The following is a 16411-nucleotide window of genomic DNA, read 5'->3' as shown; positions in this document are numbered from 1 at the left end:
ATTAGTTTTTCAAAAACTTTTGCACATACCAGCAGCTGGCTTGTATCTCGTAATCTTGGGCTTTTGCCCATTTGAGGCCATGGCGAACTAAACGTTCGGCAAGACCTTTGCCACGCAGTTCGTTGGGTACAAAGGTACGGTTAAAATCGATATTTTTGCCATCGAGTCGATATTCCAGTACCGCCTCATGCCCATTAACGGGGATCACAAAGCGTTGTTTATCCTGTTGATGTTCAACGATGGTTTCTATTTGCTCTTTTTCTGACATACATACTCCTACGAATTTGGCTTAACGTGTGCTGGCAATTAAGCCTGTGATTCGGTTAGCTTAAGCTTGTTCGTGTTGTTTAAGAATGGCGAGTAATTCTGTGGGAAGCTCGGCTTTTTGACCTGTTTTAAAGTTAAACATCACGGCAACCGAGGTGCCTAGGGTTGTAATTGCCTGCTGCTGTTTACTAAATGCCTGATAATGCATGGTAAATCTGTCGCTTTGAATATCGCTGATACTCACGCTGACCAATAGGGTATCGGGGAAGGTTACTGGACGTTTATAGCGGGCTTGATTTTCGCTAATCACTGGGCCAACACCGGATTTATACAGGGCATCGAGCGGGAAGAGGCGATTGAAAAAGTCGATACGTGCGGTTTCAAAATAGCGGAAATAGACGACATTATTAACATGCTGCAAAGCATCCATTTCGCCCCAAGCGACGGGGATTTCGGTCACTATAGGGTGCTGTGCGAGAAACTTTTCCATTGGGCTTAGTGTTGGACTTTCCATTGCATTACTCATAGTCAAAAGCTCTAGTTAAAACGCTCGTTTAAGGAAGCCAGACTAGCAGTATAAGATAGCTGCGACAAGCCTTAGGCAATAGTACAACATTAAGTGAAGCAAGGAGTTGGCAGTGATAAAACAGGTTGGGGATACGGTTATTAAGGCAACACATCTCGCGTCTTGCCATTGTGGCGCTGTGGTGTTGGAGTTGTCATTGCCTAATGGCATTGAAAATCCACGCCGATGCGATTGCTCTATCTGCCGCCGTAAGGGCGCTATCGTCGGTTCAGTGCCGCTGGCGGGATTGAAGATTATCAAAGGCGAGACTGCATTGAAGTGCTACGAGTTTAATACCAAAACCGCCAAACACTACTTCTGCTCAATTTGCGGTATTTATACCCACCATCAAAGGCGCTCAAATCCCAATGAGTATGGCTATAACCTTGGTTGCCTCGAAGGGGTAAATCCCTATGAATTAGGAGATGTTCCCGTTTGTGATGGGGTGAATCACCCAGCGGACAGGTAGGTTTGATTCAGCAGATAAACAAAAGCGACCACAAGGTCGCTTTTGTTTAGGGAGTTTAGTGAGTGTGTTACTCGATCACAAGCTCATCGAAACTGCTAATGGTGCGAAAATCGCCTGTGCGCTGCTTGCTGTCGCGCACCATTTGGCAGGTCATCATACCGGCGGCGTCAGCAGCTTTTAATTCTTCAATCACATCAGACACAAACAGTACTTGTTTAGGGCTTAAGCTGATGGTGTTAAGAATATTGCAGTAAGCTTGTTTATCCAATTTGTTACCCGTACGGGTATCAAAATGGCCGTTAAACATCTCGGTTAAATCGCCGCCATCACTGTGGCTGAATAACAGTTTTTGGGCATCGACTGAGCCAGATGAAAAACTGTAAATACGCAGGTTTTGTGCGCTAAAACGTTTCACTGCTTCGATAAAGTCCGGGAAAATATGGCCCTTAAACTCGTCATGGGCATAACCTTGCTTCCAGATTAACCCTTGCAGGGTCTTGAGTGGCGTGGCTTTACGGTCTTCACGTACCCACTGCTGCAAAATTTCAGTCACGCGCGCTAAGTCAGCATCTGGCTCTAGGGCGATATCTCGAGTATCACAGATGCAGTTTTCCACCAAAACATTGTGTTGGTTCTGCGCTAAAAAGTCTGGCAAGGCTTTGACAGAATAGGGGAATAGTACATCTTGGATAAAGGTTAGGTCTGTCGTGGTGCCCGCGGTGTCTACGACTATGGCTCTGATACCCATAATGTTTTGATACTCCACAATATGTTGGCTAAAAAATGCAACCCTGATCCTAAGCGTTATTGGCTAAATTGGCTAGTGGATTTCACCCTTAGACCGAGGGAGATTGTGCTCCACATCACTCCACCAATCGACTGAAAACTAATTAAATGAGTAATTTTATATACTTATCTAGCTCATATCGTTGAAATAAGGATTGTTGTTACAGTGTTTATGGGCTTTATGCTCCAGTAATCTGTACTTGCCATAAGACTATGGTCTTAATAGCTAAGGGAAATTTTGGCTGTTATTGTAGCTTTACTATCTTTCGACTGAATTTATTCCACTTTATGGTTTTATGGATGAGGTCGAGCGCCCCCAGCATTGATGAGACGGTTTATGAAATATTTACCTGCATTCGGTTTAGGTATTCTCTTGGCGGTATTGAGTTTTCTGAGTTTTGCACTGGTTGCCAGTGCGGGTTATATGCATGCCTTGCTCGGGAGTGTTGCCAATCTTGGCAATGATAGCCCGGTTTACCTTGGGTTGGCCGCCCATGATGCTGGGCTGTTAATTCTGCTCTCTGGGCTGATACTTTTTGCGTATCAACGGCTTTTTCCGCAGTTGCCATTCGACTGGTTTACGGCAGTCGCGATGCAAATGCCGCTGGGCTTACTGGTGCTTTGGTCCGATGGGGTTTCCTTTAATCTCACGGATTTTTATGGAGTGGCCAGAGCTTTAACTCTCTTTAGTGCCGCCTTTGGGGTGCTGATTATTTTTGGCTTGCTGCAACGCCGAGGTCGTAGGCTTTCCCATGCTTATTAACCCTAGTGACCGTAAGGCATGGTGTGCTGGTGCTGCGGGATTCTTGCGTTATAGCGTTAAGGCAACGCTAACCAAATTAGAATGGTGGATTGAGCATTTAGGCGCCATGATTGGTTCTGGCATCGCCTGTTACACTGCCTTTTTCGCCTTTGGCGGCAGCCGCTTGTTTATCGATCATGGTAATTTGCGCTTACTGTCGTGGATTCTGCCAGGTGTAATAGGCTTTGTGGCTAAGCCGTCAATATCAGCGCCGATTAGCGAATTAAACGGAGTTGGACTTGCTTATTTATAAGGAAAGAATGAACTCCCATTTTTAATGGCAGACTATGTTCTGGTTAACTATTAAACAAAGAAATTTTTATGCCGCGCTTTACCATAATTCGGTTGAGACTTGCTCTCTCGGTTTAAAATCAGTCCCTATTAGCATTAGCTCCCGCCTTGTATTCAACGCTCTATTTAGTTGCCAAATGTTGGATTCCCGCTTAGCAGTATTGAGTGGACGACGTAGTGGAGACTCTCCAGCCGCCAAAAAATGAGTACTTGCTCAAAGGTTTTTGCATCGGTTTCGATATTTGCTGAACTTAGCTAATAAGGGATTATCAGAGCATTAAGCAAGCCTCTGATTTTATGTTAACCAAGGAGTTGTTGATGAGAAAACCCGCACTTTCGAGCCTTGTTTTTGCCCTGCTTTTAGGGGCTCCGCTGGCGAATGCCACTATTGAATCTGAATCGTTTGAAAAGATAAAGGAAGTGAGGGCATTACAGCAGCAAGCGCCGCAGTTATTAAGCTCGGGCTTGCCGAGTGAGCAACAGTTTGCGCAGCTTAAACAGGCTGGTGTGGATGTGGTGATCAATCTTATGCCCGATAGCAGTAAAGATGCCCATCCAAATGAAAGAAAACTCGTGACTCAGGCTGGAATGGAGTACGTGTATATTCCTGTGGATTGGCAAAACCCTAAAGTAGAAGATGTTGAAGCCTTCTTTACAGCAATGGATCAGCATAAGGGGAAAAAGGTGTTAGTTCATTGTCTTGCTAATTATCGCGCCTCAGCGTTTGCTTATTTATATCAGTTAAAGCAAGGGCAAAAGCCTGAGATAGAAAAGACCATGGCGCCATGGAATGGGGAGTTATCAAGCTATCCCAAGTGGCAGGCATTGTTAGCGGATGTTAGCCAAAAATACGGCTTTTAATGTGTAAAGTGAGAATTAACCCGTCCGCGCGATTACTTAGTTATACGCTTGATGCGCGGATGGTATTTTGTGTTAAATCGCCATTATTGCCACTTATATGCCAAGTGTTTAGATGAATTGTTTTTTTACAAAATAATTTTTTGTAGAGTAAAAATAAACGCTACAAGTTAATTATTTTATAAAATGGCTTTATTTTAATTATTCGCCCTTCTTGGATGAGTTCATTAATTATTCTACGGTATGAGCGTGTTGTTATTCCGAGTCTTTTTGCACCTAGGGTTGACGAAAGCTTAAATTGTTCTTCGTTTGCTAAGTTTTTAGCTTCTAATATTTGGTTGATAATGCTCACTTTTGTCGATTGTGTCAGATTGCTGATAAGTTCGTGCATATTTCGATTATATCTTTTTGTAATTAATGACATAATATACATGAACATATTTGAATCTTTTTCTACAATTTTTATAAAATTAGCTTTAGATATTCGATACATCACGCCGGATTTATTTGCTTTTATGCTAAATAAAGCACGGTTATTTTCTTGGAAAAACTCCATTTCACCTAAAAATCCGCAGTAATTATCTTCAACTTTAAGAATGAATTCATTACCACTCGAGTTTATATAAGAAACGGTTAGGTTGGCATTTTCACAGAATATGAGTTCAGAAACATGCTTAGATTGTCTCAGCAAGTAGGAGTTCTTATGGTATTTAATCTCTGCAATACCAATAGCTTTAACAATAGTAGCGATATCATCCATAAGTATTTGTTACATATTCAAAACATGTTATTTGTATACAAGTATACTATCGCAGTATTGAATAGCAATCACTACCCTGGAGTATGAATTTGGTGAGAGTGGTTAAAACGCATTAAGTTAAGATTTATTCGATACGCTTTAACCACATTAAATGGATTAAAATTTAATGGCCGTTTCTAATGCGACTTTAACCATTTCATGGAGATCGGTTCTGCGTTCGTCAGCCGTTAAATGTTCATGCTGGGTAATATGGTCTGTAACGGTACAAAGAGCGAGTGCGCGGCATTGGTGTTCTGCAGCAAGCGCATAAAGAGCGTTTACTTCCATTTCGACACCTAGTACGCCATATTTTGCCATCAGGGTATAGTCATTTTCATTTGGTCGATAAAATAGATCAGATGAAAACACGTTGCCGACTTTATAGTTAATGGTCGTCGTTTTTAACACTTCAATACAGGCCTGTAACATGTCAAAGTTTGCAATGGCTGCCAGATCGTGGTCTAAAAAGCGAATGCGATTTATTTTTGAGTCTGTTGAGGCTCCCATGGCAACAATTAAATCTTTCAGCTGAATATTATCTGATATGGCACCACAACTACCAACACGAATAAAGTTTTTAACGCCGTAGGTTGTCATCAGTTCATGAAAATAAATCGAGGCTGAAGGTGCGCCCATGCCATGACCCATAATCGAAATATCTTTAGATTTATATTTCCCAGTAAAACCTAATATTCCACGGACATTAGTGACTTCCTTTACATCCTCTAAATAAGTTTCTGCAATGAGTTTTGCTCTGAGTGGGTCACCAGACATAATAATTGTTTTTGCAAAGTCACCAGGATTGGCATTGATATGTGGAGTCGACATGTTTCACCTCTAAATTACATTAATGACACTAGGGCGCCAGCAATAGTACCGGACATTAAATTGGCCAAGATTGCGGCTAAAAGTACCCTTGGGCCAATTTGAGTGATGAGTTCTCGTTTATCTGGACACATGGCAGCGATACCACCAACGACCATAGCAAGTGAGCCAATATTGGCAAATCCACATAGGCTAAAGACAACAATGGCCTGTGTTTTATCTGAAAGAGTATTCGATACCTCTAAGAAGCTGATATAAGCAACAAATTCATTAATGGCAATTTTTTGGCCAATAATTGAAGCTGCTGGTATTGCCTCAGACCAAGGGACTCCCATGAGGAATGCTAATGGAGATAGCAAATAGCCAATAATCATTTCCAATGTAAGTTTATCGATACTAAATAAATTGCCGATACTACCAATGATGCCATTTAATAATGCAATAATGGCTACAAATGAAACTAATAACGCCGTTACAGTAATGACTTGGTTCATGCCCATTAAAGAACCATCGGTTATGGCTGCTAATAATCCTTTTGGCTGATCAGCGTCTTCGATTTTATTGTCATTATTAACTAAATTGTGCTCCGTTTGTGGGCAGAGTAATTTTGCAAATAACAGGCCTGCTGGAGCGGTCATAAAACAAGCTGTTAGAATATATTTAGGATCAATACCTAGGTTGATATATCCCACCATTGTGCCCCCCGCAACACTGGCTAATCCACCTGTCATAACGGCAAATAACTCGGAGCGGGTCATGTTTTTGACTAAGGGTCGAACCATCGATGGGGCTTCAATCGGACCGACAAAGATATTTGCTGTGGCAGAAAGGGATTCAGCTTTACTGGTTCCTAATACCTTAGATAGTCCGCCACCAATGATATTAATGATAAATTGCATGACTTTTAGGTAGTAGAGTACCGAGATTAAGGCGGAGATAAATATCACTACACAAAGTACGTTGATAACGAAAACAAAGCCTAATTTATAGTTAGCTAGATCGCCAAAAACAAAGGTTAAACCAGAATTTGAAAAGGCAATCACACTGTTGACGCCACTGCTCATGGCTTCAATGATGGTGACGCCTGCAGGTACAAACATAACAAATGCACCCAGTAAAATTTGAAGTGCTAATGCTCCTGCAATGGTTTTAAATTTTATTTGGCGTTTATTTTCGGAGAACAGATAACCAATTAAGACTAGAACAGCAATACCGATACAACTCATGATTGTTGACATAGGTTCATCCATCATCATCTGGTAATAGATCATTTTATAGAGATGAATCATTCAAGATTTTTTCGTTAAAAAAACGGACATTTTTCCTATTTGAGGATAAAAATGTTGTTATTTGCAGAAAATCACATGAGATTTTAAATTTTATTTTTATTTCAATGTGTTAGGTGTGGGTCGGGGTTGGTAGTGTAACCTAATACATCTAAATCAAGATTATGCCGTTGGCATCTTTGCATTGAGGCGCAGTGTCTAGTGCAGGAGCTTTTATCGCTATTGTCAGAAGGTCTATTTAACTGAGGATGGCTGACTTGCAGTTAAATAGACCAAGTATTTGAAACTATTGATGGATTAGCTTGCCGTTTTTCACCACATCCTTGCAGGGATTCACCCCGTAGCTATAGGCGAGTTGCGCAGGTGTTGCGATATCCCACAGACAGAAATCCGCCTGTTTGCCGACCACTAAACTGCCGACCTTATCTTCAATCCCTAGTGCTTTGGCTGCATTGAGTGTTAGGCCAGCTAAGGCTTCCTCTGGAGTTAAGCGGAATAGGGTACAACCCATGTTCAGCATCAGCAGGGTCGAGCAGATGGGCGATGAGCCGGGATTAAAGTCGCTGGCGAGCACCATAGGCACACCGTATTGACGCAATAAATCGATAGGCGGTTTTTGAGTTTCACGCAAAAAGTAAAACGCTCCCGGTAGCAGCACGGCGCAGGTGCCACTTTCACTTAAGGTTTTAACGCCAGCCTCATCCAGATACTCAATATGATCAACCGACTTTGCCCCTAAGCGTGCAGCTAATGCCGAGCCGCCCATATTGGATAATTGCTCGGCGTGCAGTTTGACTTGTAGGCCTGCCGCTTTGGCGGCGCTCAGTACGCGCTCGGTTTGCTCTAGGTTAAAGGCGATATTCTCACAGAACACATCCACCGCATCGGCAAGATTTTCGGCAATCACCGCAGGCAGCATTTTATTGATTATTAAGTCGACATAGCCGTCGCTATTGTCTTTAAATTCGGGCGGCACTGCGTGAGCGCCGAGGAAGGTGGTTTTGACATCCACATGGTGATGTTTACCCAGTTCGCGGGCAACACGTAGGATTTTGAGTTCGGTTTCGGTATCTAAGCCATAGCCAGATTTAATCTCAACCGTGGTAACGCCTTCCTTCGCCAAGGCATTTAAACGTTGGCGGCCGAGGTCGAATAACTCGGCTTCGTCGGCCTCACGGCAGGCGTTAACCGTGGAAATAATCCCACCGCCGGCGCGGGCGATTTCCTCGTAGGTGGCACCCTTTAGACGCAGCTCGAATTCGTTGGCGCGATTGCCGGCAAACACTAAATGGGTGTGGGCATCAATCAGCCCGGGGGTGATCCAACCGCCCTTGCCCCTGTAAACTGGAATGGACAATACATCGAAGGCGGGCAATTCGCTGCGGGGGCCTAACCAAGCTATTTTACCGTCTTTTACTGCGATAGCCGCATGGGTAATTGCGCCGTAAGGTGCTGATATGGAAGGGTCCATTGTTGCTATGTTTACGTCTATCCAAACCTGATCCCAAGACATTGTTATCCCTCGCTGCGTTGGCATATTGGCCCCGCAAACTCTTTATTGTCGAAAGTTATGTGAGCTAGCTTGTATTTACTTGTATATACAAGCTAGGATTGTAGCCGTAATTTTGAACGTTTAAAAGTGTGCCAGCACCTTGCACCTTGCACCTTGCACCTAGCACCTAGCACCTAGCACCTAGCACCTAGCACCTAGATTCTAGATTCTAGATTTTTATACCGAGGAAGTATTTTGGCTACGCCTAAGTTTGCAGAAATAAAGCAATACATCATTGGCTGTATCGAGTCCGGTGAGTGGGAAGAAAATGCCCGCGTGCCCTCGGAAAATCAGCTGGCAGAGTTGTTTGTCTGTAGCAGGATGACGGCGCGTCGCGCCTTGACAGAGCTGACAGACAACGGCGTGCTTGAACGTTCACAGGGGCTGGGCACCTTTGTGGCGGGGCGAAAGTCGCAATCCTCCATGTTGGCGATCCGCAACATTGCCGATGAAATTAAAGACCGTGGTCATGGTTACAGTGTACAGCAATTAGCACTTGAGCAAGTGAACGCTACCGCGCCTATCGCCATTGCACTGGCGCTGGAGCTCGGCAGTCCGGTGTTTCATTCGGTGTTAGTGCATTGCGAGCAGGGCGTGCCGCTGCAAGTCGAGGAGCGTTATGTAAATCCCGCCTTTGCGCCCGATTACTTAGTGCAGGACTTTAGCGAGCAAACACCCCACGAATACTTATCGCAGGTGGCTCCATTGACCGAGGCGCACCACACCATCGAAGCCATTATTGCCAGTAGCGAATTGCAGCAGAGGTTAGCTATCCCGGCGACCGAACCCTGTTTACAGATTTCACGCCGCACTTGGTCGCGCCAAGGGGTGGTGAGTTTTGCCAAATTAGTACACCCGGGTAGCCGCTTTAAGCTCGGCGGTCACCTGACATTCAATTAATAGCGTCACGCAAGAAGAGGTGAATGCTTATGGTATTCATCCGATTTTTAGCAACAAAAACACAATAAAAACAATAGCACTTAGCCAAATGGCGAGTGAGTTCAACAGGTTGAAAGAGGACATCTCAATGGACAAGCGACACGACCCAAGCCGCCGTATTATTGCGCCCCATGGTAGCCAATTAAGCTGTAAAAGCTGGTTAACCGAAGCGCCAATGCGCATGTTAATGAACAACTTACATCCCGATGTCGCCGAGCGCCCAGAAGACTTAGTCGTCTATGGTGGTATCGGCCGCGCGGCCCGCGACTGGGACTGCTACGACAAGATTATCGAAGTGCTAAAACGTCTCGAAGACGATGAAACCTTATTGGTGCAATCGGGCAAACCCGTAGGTGTATTCCGCACCCACGCGGATGCACCGCGCGTGCTGATTGCTAACTCAAACCTAGTGCCACATTGGGCAAACTGGGAACACTTCAACGAGTTAGATAAGCAAGGTTTGGCCATGTATGGCCAGATGACCGCGGGTTCTTGGATTTATATTGGGACTCAGGGCATTGTTCAAGGTACCTACGAAACCTTTGTGGCTGTGGCAAAACAACACTTTGGCGGCATCTCAAAAGGTAAATGGATCCTCACTGGCGGCTTAGGTGGTATGGGCGGCGCGCAAACGCTGGCGGGTACTATGGCTGGCTTCTCGGTATTAGCTTGTGAAGTCGACGAGACTCGCATCGATTTCCGTCTGCGTACTCGTTATGTTGATAAAAAAGCCACTTCGCTTGATGAAGCTCTAGCAATGATTGAAGCGGCGAACCAAGCGGGCAAGCCAGTCTCTGTGGGTTTATTAGCTAACGCTGCCGATGTGTTTGCCGAATTAGTGAAGCGTGGCATTACTCCTGATGTGGTGACTGACCAAACCTCTGCCCACGATCCGCTGAACGGCTATTTGCCACAGAGCTGGACCATGGCGCAAGCGGCTGACATGCGTAAAACAGACGAAGCAGCCGTCGTTAAAGCGGCTAAAGCCTCGATGGCGGTACAGGTGCAAGCCATGCTGGATCTGCAAGCGGCAGGCGCAGCGACCTTAGACTATGGTAACAACATTCGCCAAATGGCCTTCGAAACCGGCGTTAAAAACGCCTTTGATTTCCCTGGTTTTGTGCCTGCTTATATTCGCCCACTGTTCTGCGAAGGTATCGGCCCGTTCCGTTGGGTGGCGTTATCTGGCGACCCTGAAGATATCTATAAGACCGATGCCAAAGTCAAAGAGCTTATCCCCGACAATCCACACCTACACAACTGGTTAGATATGGCGCGCGAACGAATCGCCTTCCAAGGTCTGCCTGCGCGTATCTGCTGGGTGGGTTTAAAGGACCGTGCGCGTCTAGCTCAAGCCTTTAACGAGATGGTGAAAAACGGCGAGCTGTCGGCGCCCATCGTCATTGGTCGTGACCACTTAGACTCAGGCTCAGTCGCCAGCCCTAACCGTGAAACCGAATCTATGCTGGACGGTTCAGATGCAGTATCCGATTGGCCGTTACTGAACGCGCTGCTCAACACTGCCAGCGGTGCCACTTGGGTATCCTTGCACCACGGCGGTGGTGTAGGCATGGGCTTTAGCCAACACTCGGGCGTGGTGATCGTGTGTGACGGCACCGAGGCCGCCGCTAAACGTGTTGGCCGCGTGCTGTGGAACGACCCCGCGACAGGCGTGATGCGCCATGCCGATGCAGGTTACGAGATCGCGAAAAACTGCGCCAAGGAGCAGGGCTTAGATCTGCCCATGCTTAAAGACTAACTATTCAACAAACCGTGAAAAACAACGACAAGAATACGGATGTAAAAATGAAATCAGTCAATCATTTAGTATTAACGCCTGGCAGTTTAAGTCTGGCGCAACTGCGTCAAATCAGCCGCCATAAACTGACGCTAGAACTGGCACCAGAGGCGATAAACGACATCAATACCAGCGCGCAAATCGTGCAAAAGGTGCTGGATGAAGGTCGCACTGTTTACGGCATCAACACAGGTTTTGGTCTACTAGCCAACACTAAGATTGCCCCGGAAGATCTGCAATTGCTGCAACGTTCTATCGTGTTATCCCACGCGGCGGGCACGGGCCAATATATGCAAGACGCCACTGTGCGCTTGATGATGGTGTTAAAAATCAACTCCTTAAGCCGTGGTTTTTCTGGCATTCGTTTAGAAGTGATTAACTTTTTAATCAGTTTAGTGAATGCTGAGGTATACCCTTGCGTGCCTGAAAAAGGTTCTGTGGGTGCCTCTGGTGACTTAGCGCCGTTAGCTCATATGTGTTTGCCGCTGTTGGGTGAAGGCGAGATGAGCTATCGAGGCGAGTTAATTTCGGCCGCCGAAGGTTTAGAAATCGCCGGCCTCAAGCCAATCGATTTAGCCGCGAAGGAAGGCTTAGCCCTGCTCAACGGTACTCAGGCTTCTACCGCGCTGGCGCTGGAAGGCTTGTTCCACGCTGAAGACTTGTTTGCTGCCAGCTCAGTGATTGGCGCGATGAGCGTTGAGGCGGCCATGGGTAGCCGTAGCCCGTTTGACCCACGCATCCATGCGGCCCGTGGTCAAAAAGGTCAAATCGATTCAGCTATGGTGTTCCGTCATCTGTTGGGTGAAGAGTCTGAAATCAGCTTAAGCCATGCAAACTGTGAAAAGGTACAAGACCCTTACTCACTACGCTGCCAACCACAGGTGCTAGGCGCTTGCTTAACGCAAATTCGCCAAGCGGCGGAAGTGTTAGGCACTGAGGCCAATGGCGTGACCGATAACCCGCTGGTATTCCAAGATACTGGCGATATTATCTCTGGCGGTAACTTCCACGCCGAACCAGTCGCTATGGCTGCGGATAATTTGGCGATTGCGATTGCCGAATTAGGCGCGATTGCAGAGCGTCGTATTGCGCTGCTCATCGACTCTAGCCTGTCTAAATTGCCACCTTTCCTAGTGAAAAACGGCGGGGTGAACTCGGGCTTTATGATCGCCCAAGTAACCGCGGCGGCATTAGCCTCTGAAAACAAAACCTACGCCCATCCAGCCTCGGTCGACAGCTTGCCAACCTCGGCCAACCAAGAAGACCATGTGTCTATGGCGACCTTTGCGGCGCGCCGTTTGCGGGATATGAGTGAAAACACCCGCGGCGTGTTAGCGATTGAATTGTTAGCTGCCGCCCAAGGGTTGGATTTCCGCGCGCCATTAATGCCAAGTGCGGCGGTTGCCAAAGCCAAAGCCGAGCTACGCGAAGTGGTTGCCTACTACGATAAAGACAGATATTTCGCGCCGGATATCGAAGCGGCAACCGATCTGCTGTACACCGCCAGCTTTAATGCGTATTTGCCCCAAGGCGTATTGCCGAGTCTGTAATGCATAGTCTTTGGTGCCGATAACCCCTCAGCGGGTGAAAAGTGCTGAAGCAAGCGCCCTATAAAGTGAAAGGCATAGCGATTTGCTATGCCTTTTGTCTATCTTATCCGGCGATTTCGCTGTTTTTGCACTTTGTACTTTAGGTGCGTTTAACACCGTAGGAAGAGTGTTTTTTTATCCAATCTTTACATTGTCAGTTTTTGTGGCTGTCTATCCATCTAAAACAAGTAAATCTGACACTGTTTTAGTCTTTTGTTATTCTTTTTGTGCCTTAAATTAATGTTCGTTATAACCTTAATTGTCTATTGTGAGACAAAATGGGCTTGTTGATGTGGACAAAATGTCTTTGTGTGTAATTTGAATTTAATTGCTTATTTGTGTCTATATTTTGGTTTTATATTCTTAATTTAATTTTTTTAATCTTGTTTTTTGGTGGTTAATCCTGTTGTTGGTCATTTGAGATCTTGATCTCATGTCATTATTTGTTATCTATTTTCACTTTGAGGATAATCTTAAATTAAGTGGGGGCTTTATTGACTCACTCAAACGATTGCAGCATTACCACTGCAATCATCTAACTCATAACGACAAAAGTGTGAGAGAACGCTATGAACAGACGCCAGTTTTTTAAACTGTGTGCGGCCGGAGCGGCAACCTCAGCGATTTCAGCGCTGGGATTGATGTCCGAAAAGGCCTATGCAGCAGTGCGAGAGTTTAAGCTGCTCGGAGCTAAAGAAACCCGTAACAACTGTCCGTATTGCTCGGTCGGTTGTGGCCTGCTGATGTACAGCCAAGGCAGTGGGGGTAAAAACTCCGAACATGCTATTTTCCATATCGAGGGTGATGCTGATCATCCAGTAAACCGAGGTGCATTGTGCTCTAAGGGTGCAGGCCTTGTGGATTATGTTAACAGTCCACACCGTTTACAGTATCCAGAATATCGCGCTCCGGGCAGTAACAAATGGGAACGGATCAGCTGGCAAGATGCCTTTAAGCGTATTGCACGTTTGATGAAAGATGACCGTGATGCGAACCTAATTGAGAAAAACGCCGATGGCGTAACGGTTAACCGTTGGTTAACCACAGGGATGATGACCTCATCCGGTATGGCCAATGAAAGCGGCTTAGCAACACAAAAATTTGCTCGCGCTTTAGGCCTAGTAGCTATCGATACTATTGCACGTAACTGACACTCCCCAACGGTAGCAAGTCTTGCTCCAACATTTGGGCGTGGTGCCATGACCAACCACTGGATCGATATTAAAAATTCTAACGTAGTGATTATTATGGGCGGTAATGCCGCAGAAGCTCACCCTGTCGGATTCGGCTGGGTTACGGAAGCTATGCAGCATAACAATGCTAAGTTGATTGTGGTTGACCCACGTTTCAACCGCAGTGCGTCATTGGCAGATCACTATGCCCCAATCCGCTCAGGAACTGACATTGCATTCCTTCTGGGTGTGATTCGCTATTTGATTTCGACCAATCAAGTTAACTTCGATTATGTGAAAGCCTATACCAACGCCAGTTATCTGGTGCGGGATGATTTTGACTTCCATGACGGCCTCTTCTCAGGCTTTGATGAAGCAAAAGGCGAGTACAACAAAGAATCTTGGTTCTACCAACTCGACGAAGACGGCTATGCCATAGTGGATGAAACACTTGAGCACCCGCGTTGTGTGTGGAACTTACTCAAACAACACGTAGAACGTTATGATTTTGCAACGGTAAGTAATATCACTGGTACACCAACAGAAGATTACCAAGTGGTATGTGACGCCATTGCGAGCACTCATACTAAAGATCGTGTGGCGACATTTATGTATGCGCTGGGCTGGACCCACCATAGTAAAGGTGCGCAGAACATCCGTTCTATGGCGATGATACAGTTATTACTGGGCAACATCGGTCAGTTAGGTGGTGGTGTTAACGCATTGCGCGGCCACGCCAACGTTCAAGGTTCAACCGATATGGGTCTACTGGCTCAAAGTTTACCTGGTTACCTTAAACTGCCAAACGATAAAGAACCTACCTTAGCCGCTCACTTGGCGGCCAACACACCGAAGCCATTGCGCCCAGGTCAAACCAACTACTGGCAAAACTATCCAAAGTTTTATGTGTCCCTGCTCAAAGCCTTCTGGGGTGAGAACGCGACACCTGAAAACGAGTTCGGTTATCAGTGGTTGCCGAAGTGGGACCAGATGTATGACTTCGGTAAGCATCTGGACATGATGTACCGTGGCAAAGTGAACGGTTGTATTGTGCAAGGGGTTAACGCGATTAACTCAATGCCAAACCGTAATAAGAACATCAAGGCACTGAGTAACCTTAAGTTCCTCGTAGTGCTTGATAACTTGTCATCGGAAACCGCCACCTTCTGGCAAAACGAACCCGGTTATAACGAGGTCGATACCGCCAGTATTCAAACCGAAGTATTCCGCCTACCTGCGACAGTGTTTGCAGAGGAAGAAGGTTCGATCGTTAACTCTGGCCGCTGGATGCAATGGCACTATAAAGGCGCTAATCCTCCAGGCGAAGCGATGTCGGACTCAGAGATTGTTTCTGGTCTGCTGCTGGAGTTGAGAAGGTTATATCGTGAAGAGGGCGGCAAACTGCCTGAGCCGATTGAAGCGATTAACTGGAACTATACCGATCCGCACAACCCAAGCTCTATCGAACTGACGAAAGAGTTGAATGGTTACGATGTCGCGACCAAGCGTCAGATCAGCAGCTTTGCTGAACTGAAGGCCGATGGTAGTACTGCGAGTGCCTGTTGGGTTTATGCGGGTTCTTGGACCGAAGCCGGTAACCAAATGGCTCGCCGCGATAACCATGATCCATCGGGTAAAGGTATTACGCCGGGCTGGGCCTTCGCATGGCCGCTTAACCGCCGCGTCCTCTACAACCGTGCCTCCTGTGATGTGAACGGTAAGCCTTGGGATGAGCACCGTAAGATCGTTGAGTGGAAAGACGGTAAGTGGGAAGGGATAGATGTGCCCGACTTCAATGCCAAGTTGAATCCACAGGAAAGTGCGCATCCTTTCATTATGCAGGCTGACGGCGTGGGTCGTTTCTTCGCGCTCAAACTGCTGAAAGAAGGGCCGTTCCCAGAGCATTACGAGCCGGTCGAATCGCCTATCGGCACCAACCCACTGCATCCCAATGTGGTGCACAGCCCTGTGCTGCGTTGGTTCGAAGGGGTGAAAGACACTATCGGTACTAAAGAGGAATATCCCTACGCCTGTACCACTTACTCACTCACAGAGCACTTTAACTTCTGGACGACACATTGCCGTTTAGCGGCGATTGCCATGCCAGAGACCTTTGTGGAAATGAATGAGCAATTGGCGGCAGAAAAAGGCATTAAGAATGGTGATTGGGTGAAAGTGAGCTCGAAACGTGGCCACATTCTCACCAAAGCCTTGGTGACTAAGCGTATGCGCCCACTGCAGGTCAATGGTCAAACGGTACACACACTCGGTATTCCACGTCACGGCAGCCATAACGCGCTTACGCGTAAGGCCTATAGCTGTAACGTCCTTACCACTGAGATGGGTGATGCCAACACGGGTGTGCCTGAGTACAAAGCGTTCCTCGTGAATGTTGAAAAGGCGGAGGTCTGAT

15 protein-coding genes are annotated in these 16411 nt (G+C 46.4%); 8 read left to right on the top strand and 7 right to left on the bottom strand.

What is annotated here, in order from left to right; genetic code table 11:
- Position 1 precedes the first annotated feature (1 nt).
- Together H9J30_RS17630 and H9J30_RS17625 are read right to left on the bottom strand one after the other, a co-directional pair.
- Complete coding sequence (locus H9J30_RS17630) at positions 2–268, bottom strand: GNAT family N-acetyltransferase (RefSeq protein ID WP_240132193.1); 267 nt, start codon at positions 266–268, stop codon at positions 2–4.
- Between the two features lie 60 nt (positions 269–328).
- Positions 329–757 (bottom strand): acyl-CoA thioesterase, encoded by a 429-nt coding sequence (locus H9J30_RS17625; RefSeq protein ID WP_041416664.1) that lies wholly within the window; start codon positions 755–757, stop codon positions 329–331.
- Between the two features lie 148 nt (positions 758–905).
- Between H9J30_RS17625 and H9J30_RS17620 the strand changes: the two genes are divergently transcribed.
- Positions 906–1301, top strand: coding sequence for a GFA family protein (locus tag H9J30_RS17620; RefSeq protein ID WP_240132192.1), 396 nt, complete (start codon positions 906–908; stop codon positions 1299–1301).
- Between the two features lie 67 nt (positions 1302–1368).
- Here H9J30_RS17620 and mtnC read toward each other — a convergent pair whose 3' ends face one another.
- Positions 1369–2049 carry an acireductone synthase gene (gene mtnC / locus H9J30_RS17615; RefSeq protein ID WP_037427953.1) on the bottom strand — a complete coding sequence of 227 codons (681 nt, stop codon included), beginning with the start codon at positions 2047–2049 and terminating at the stop codon, positions 1369–1371.
- A gap of 375 nt (positions 2050–2424) precedes the next feature.
- Here mtnC and H9J30_RS17610 point away from each other — a divergent pair, with 375 nt between their 5' ends.
- The 3 genes from H9J30_RS17610 (at position 2425) to H9J30_RS17600 (ending at position 4041) form a co-directional block, all read left to right on the top strand.
- A complete protein-coding gene (locus H9J30_RS17610; protein WP_240132191.1) occupies positions 2425–2850 on the top strand; it encodes a hypothetical protein in 426 nt (141 codons plus the stop codon).
- Positions 2840–3142 (top strand): hypothetical protein, encoded by a 303-nt coding sequence (locus H9J30_RS17605; RefSeq protein ID WP_240132190.1) that lies wholly within the window; start codon positions 2840–2842, stop codon positions 3140–3142. The genes H9J30_RS17610 and H9J30_RS17605 overlap by 11 nt, the downstream gene beginning before the upstream one ends.
- A 356-nt stretch (positions 3143–3498) precedes the next feature.
- Positions 3499–4041 carry a protein tyrosine phosphatase family protein gene (locus H9J30_RS17600; RefSeq protein WP_240132189.1) on the top strand — a complete coding sequence of 181 codons (543 nt, stop codon included), beginning with the start codon at positions 3499–3501 and terminating at the stop codon, positions 4039–4041.
- A gap of 160 nt (positions 4042–4201) precedes the next feature.
- On the opposite strand, the gene H9J30_RS17595 is transcribed toward H9J30_RS17600, so the two are convergent.
- The 4 genes from H9J30_RS17595 to hutI form a co-directional block, all read right to left on the bottom strand.
- Positions 4202–4798 carry a Crp/Fnr family transcriptional regulator gene (locus H9J30_RS17595; RefSeq protein WP_240132188.1) on the bottom strand — a complete coding sequence of 199 codons (597 nt, stop codon included), beginning with the start codon at positions 4796–4798 and terminating at the stop codon, positions 4202–4204.
- A gap of 156 nt (positions 4799–4954) precedes the next feature.
- A complete protein-coding gene (gene deoD / locus H9J30_RS17590) occupies positions 4955–5665 on the bottom strand; it encodes a purine-nucleoside phosphorylase (RefSeq protein ID WP_240132187.1) in 711 nt (236 codons plus the stop codon).
- Positions 5666–5679: 14 nt separating this feature from the next.
- The gene (locus H9J30_RS17585) at positions 5680–6900 is read right to left on the bottom strand and encodes a NupC/NupG family nucleoside CNT transporter (RefSeq protein WP_240132186.1); all 1221 of its coding nucleotides are present in this window, start codon (positions 6898–6900) and stop codon (positions 5680–5682) included.
- A 334-nt stretch (positions 6901–7234) separates the two neighbouring features.
- On the bottom strand, positions 7235–8461 hold the full coding sequence (gene hutI / locus H9J30_RS17580) for an imidazolonepropionase (protein WP_240132185.1): 1227 nt from the start codon (positions 8459–8461) through the stop codon (positions 7235–7237).
- A 234-nt stretch (positions 8462–8695) separates the two neighbouring features.
- On the opposite strand from hutI, the gene hutC reads away from it, so the two are divergent.
- The 4 genes from hutC to fdnG all read left to right on the top strand — a co-directional run bounded on the left by hutC (position 8696) and on the right by fdnG (position 16410).
- Positions 8696–9400 carry a histidine utilization transcriptional repressor HutC gene (hutC, locus tag H9J30_RS17575; RefSeq protein WP_240132184.1) on the top strand — a complete coding sequence of 235 codons (705 nt, stop codon included), beginning with the start codon at positions 8696–8698 and terminating at the stop codon, positions 9398–9400.
- Between the two features lie 127 nt (positions 9401–9527).
- Positions 9528–11198 carry a urocanate hydratase gene (gene hutU / locus H9J30_RS17570; RefSeq protein WP_240132183.1) on the top strand — a complete coding sequence of 557 codons (1671 nt, stop codon included), beginning with the start codon at positions 9528–9530 and terminating at the stop codon, positions 11196–11198.
- A gap of 47 nt (positions 11199–11245) precedes the next feature.
- Entirely contained in the window at positions 11246–12787 is a 1542-nt protein-coding gene (hutH, locus tag H9J30_RS17565; RefSeq protein ID WP_240132182.1) for a histidine ammonia-lyase, read from the top strand.
- 608 nt (positions 12788–13395) lie between these two features.
- Positions 13396–16410 carry a formate dehydrogenase-N subunit alpha gene (fdnG, locus tag H9J30_RS17560; RefSeq protein ID WP_240132181.1) on the top strand — a complete coding sequence of 1005 codons (3015 nt, stop codon included), beginning with the start codon at positions 13396–13398 and terminating at the stop codon, positions 16408–16410.
- Position 16411 lies beyond the last annotated feature (1 nt).

It is taken from the genome of Shewanella cutis (assembly GCF_022410515.1).
Classification (GTDB): Bacteria; Pseudomonadota; Gammaproteobacteria; order Enterobacterales; family Shewanellaceae; genus Shewanella; species Shewanella cutis.
This window is presented reverse-complemented; position numbering and strand designations above follow the sequence as displayed.

What these genes read in the sequence shown, in the direction of transcription:
- H9J30_RS17630 (WP_240132193.1), bottom strand. Translation starts at nt 268, where the DNA reads ATGTCAGAAAAAGAGCAAATAGAAACCATCGTTGAACATCAACAGGAT.
- H9J30_RS17625 (WP_041416664.1), bottom strand. Translation starts at nt 757, where the DNA reads ATGGAAAAGTTTCTCGCACAGCACCCTATAGTGACCGAAATCCCCGTC.
- mtnC (WP_037427953.1), bottom strand. Translation starts at nt 2,049, where the DNA reads ATGGGTATCAGAGCCATAGTCGTAGACACCGCGGGCACCACGACAGAC.
- H9J30_RS17610 (WP_240132191.1), top strand. Translation starts at nt 2,425, where the DNA reads ATGAAATATTTACCTGCATTCGGTTTAGGTATTCTCTTGGCGGTATTG.
- H9J30_RS17605 (WP_240132190.1), top strand. Translation starts at nt 2,840, where the DNA reads ATGCTTATTAACCCTAGTGACCGTAAGGCATGGTGTGCTGGTGCTGCG.
- H9J30_RS17600 (WP_240132189.1), top strand. Translation starts at nt 3,499, where the DNA reads ATGAGAAAACCCGCACTTTCGAGCCTTGTTTTTGCCCTGCTTTTAGGG.
- H9J30_RS17595 (WP_240132188.1), bottom strand. Translation starts at nt 4,798, where the DNA reads ATGGATGATATCGCTACTATTGTTAAAGCTATTGGTATTGCAGAGATT.
- deoD (WP_240132187.1), bottom strand. Translation starts at nt 5,665, where the DNA reads ATGTCGACTCCACATATCAATGCCAATCCTGGTGACTTTGCAAAAACA.
- H9J30_RS17585 (WP_240132186.1), bottom strand. Translation starts at nt 6,900, where the DNA reads ATGTCAACAATCATGAGTTGTATCGGTATTGCTGTTCTAGTCTTAATT.
- hutI (WP_240132185.1), bottom strand. Translation starts at nt 8,461, where the DNA reads ATGTCTTGGGATCAGGTTTGGATAGACGTAAACATAGCAACAATGGAC.
- hutU (WP_240132183.1), top strand. Translation starts at nt 9,528, where the DNA reads ATGGACAAGCGACACGACCCAAGCCGCCGTATTATTGCGCCCCATGGT.
- hutH (WP_240132182.1), top strand. Translation starts at nt 11,246, where the DNA reads ATGAAATCAGTCAATCATTTAGTATTAACGCCTGGCAGTTTAAGTCTG.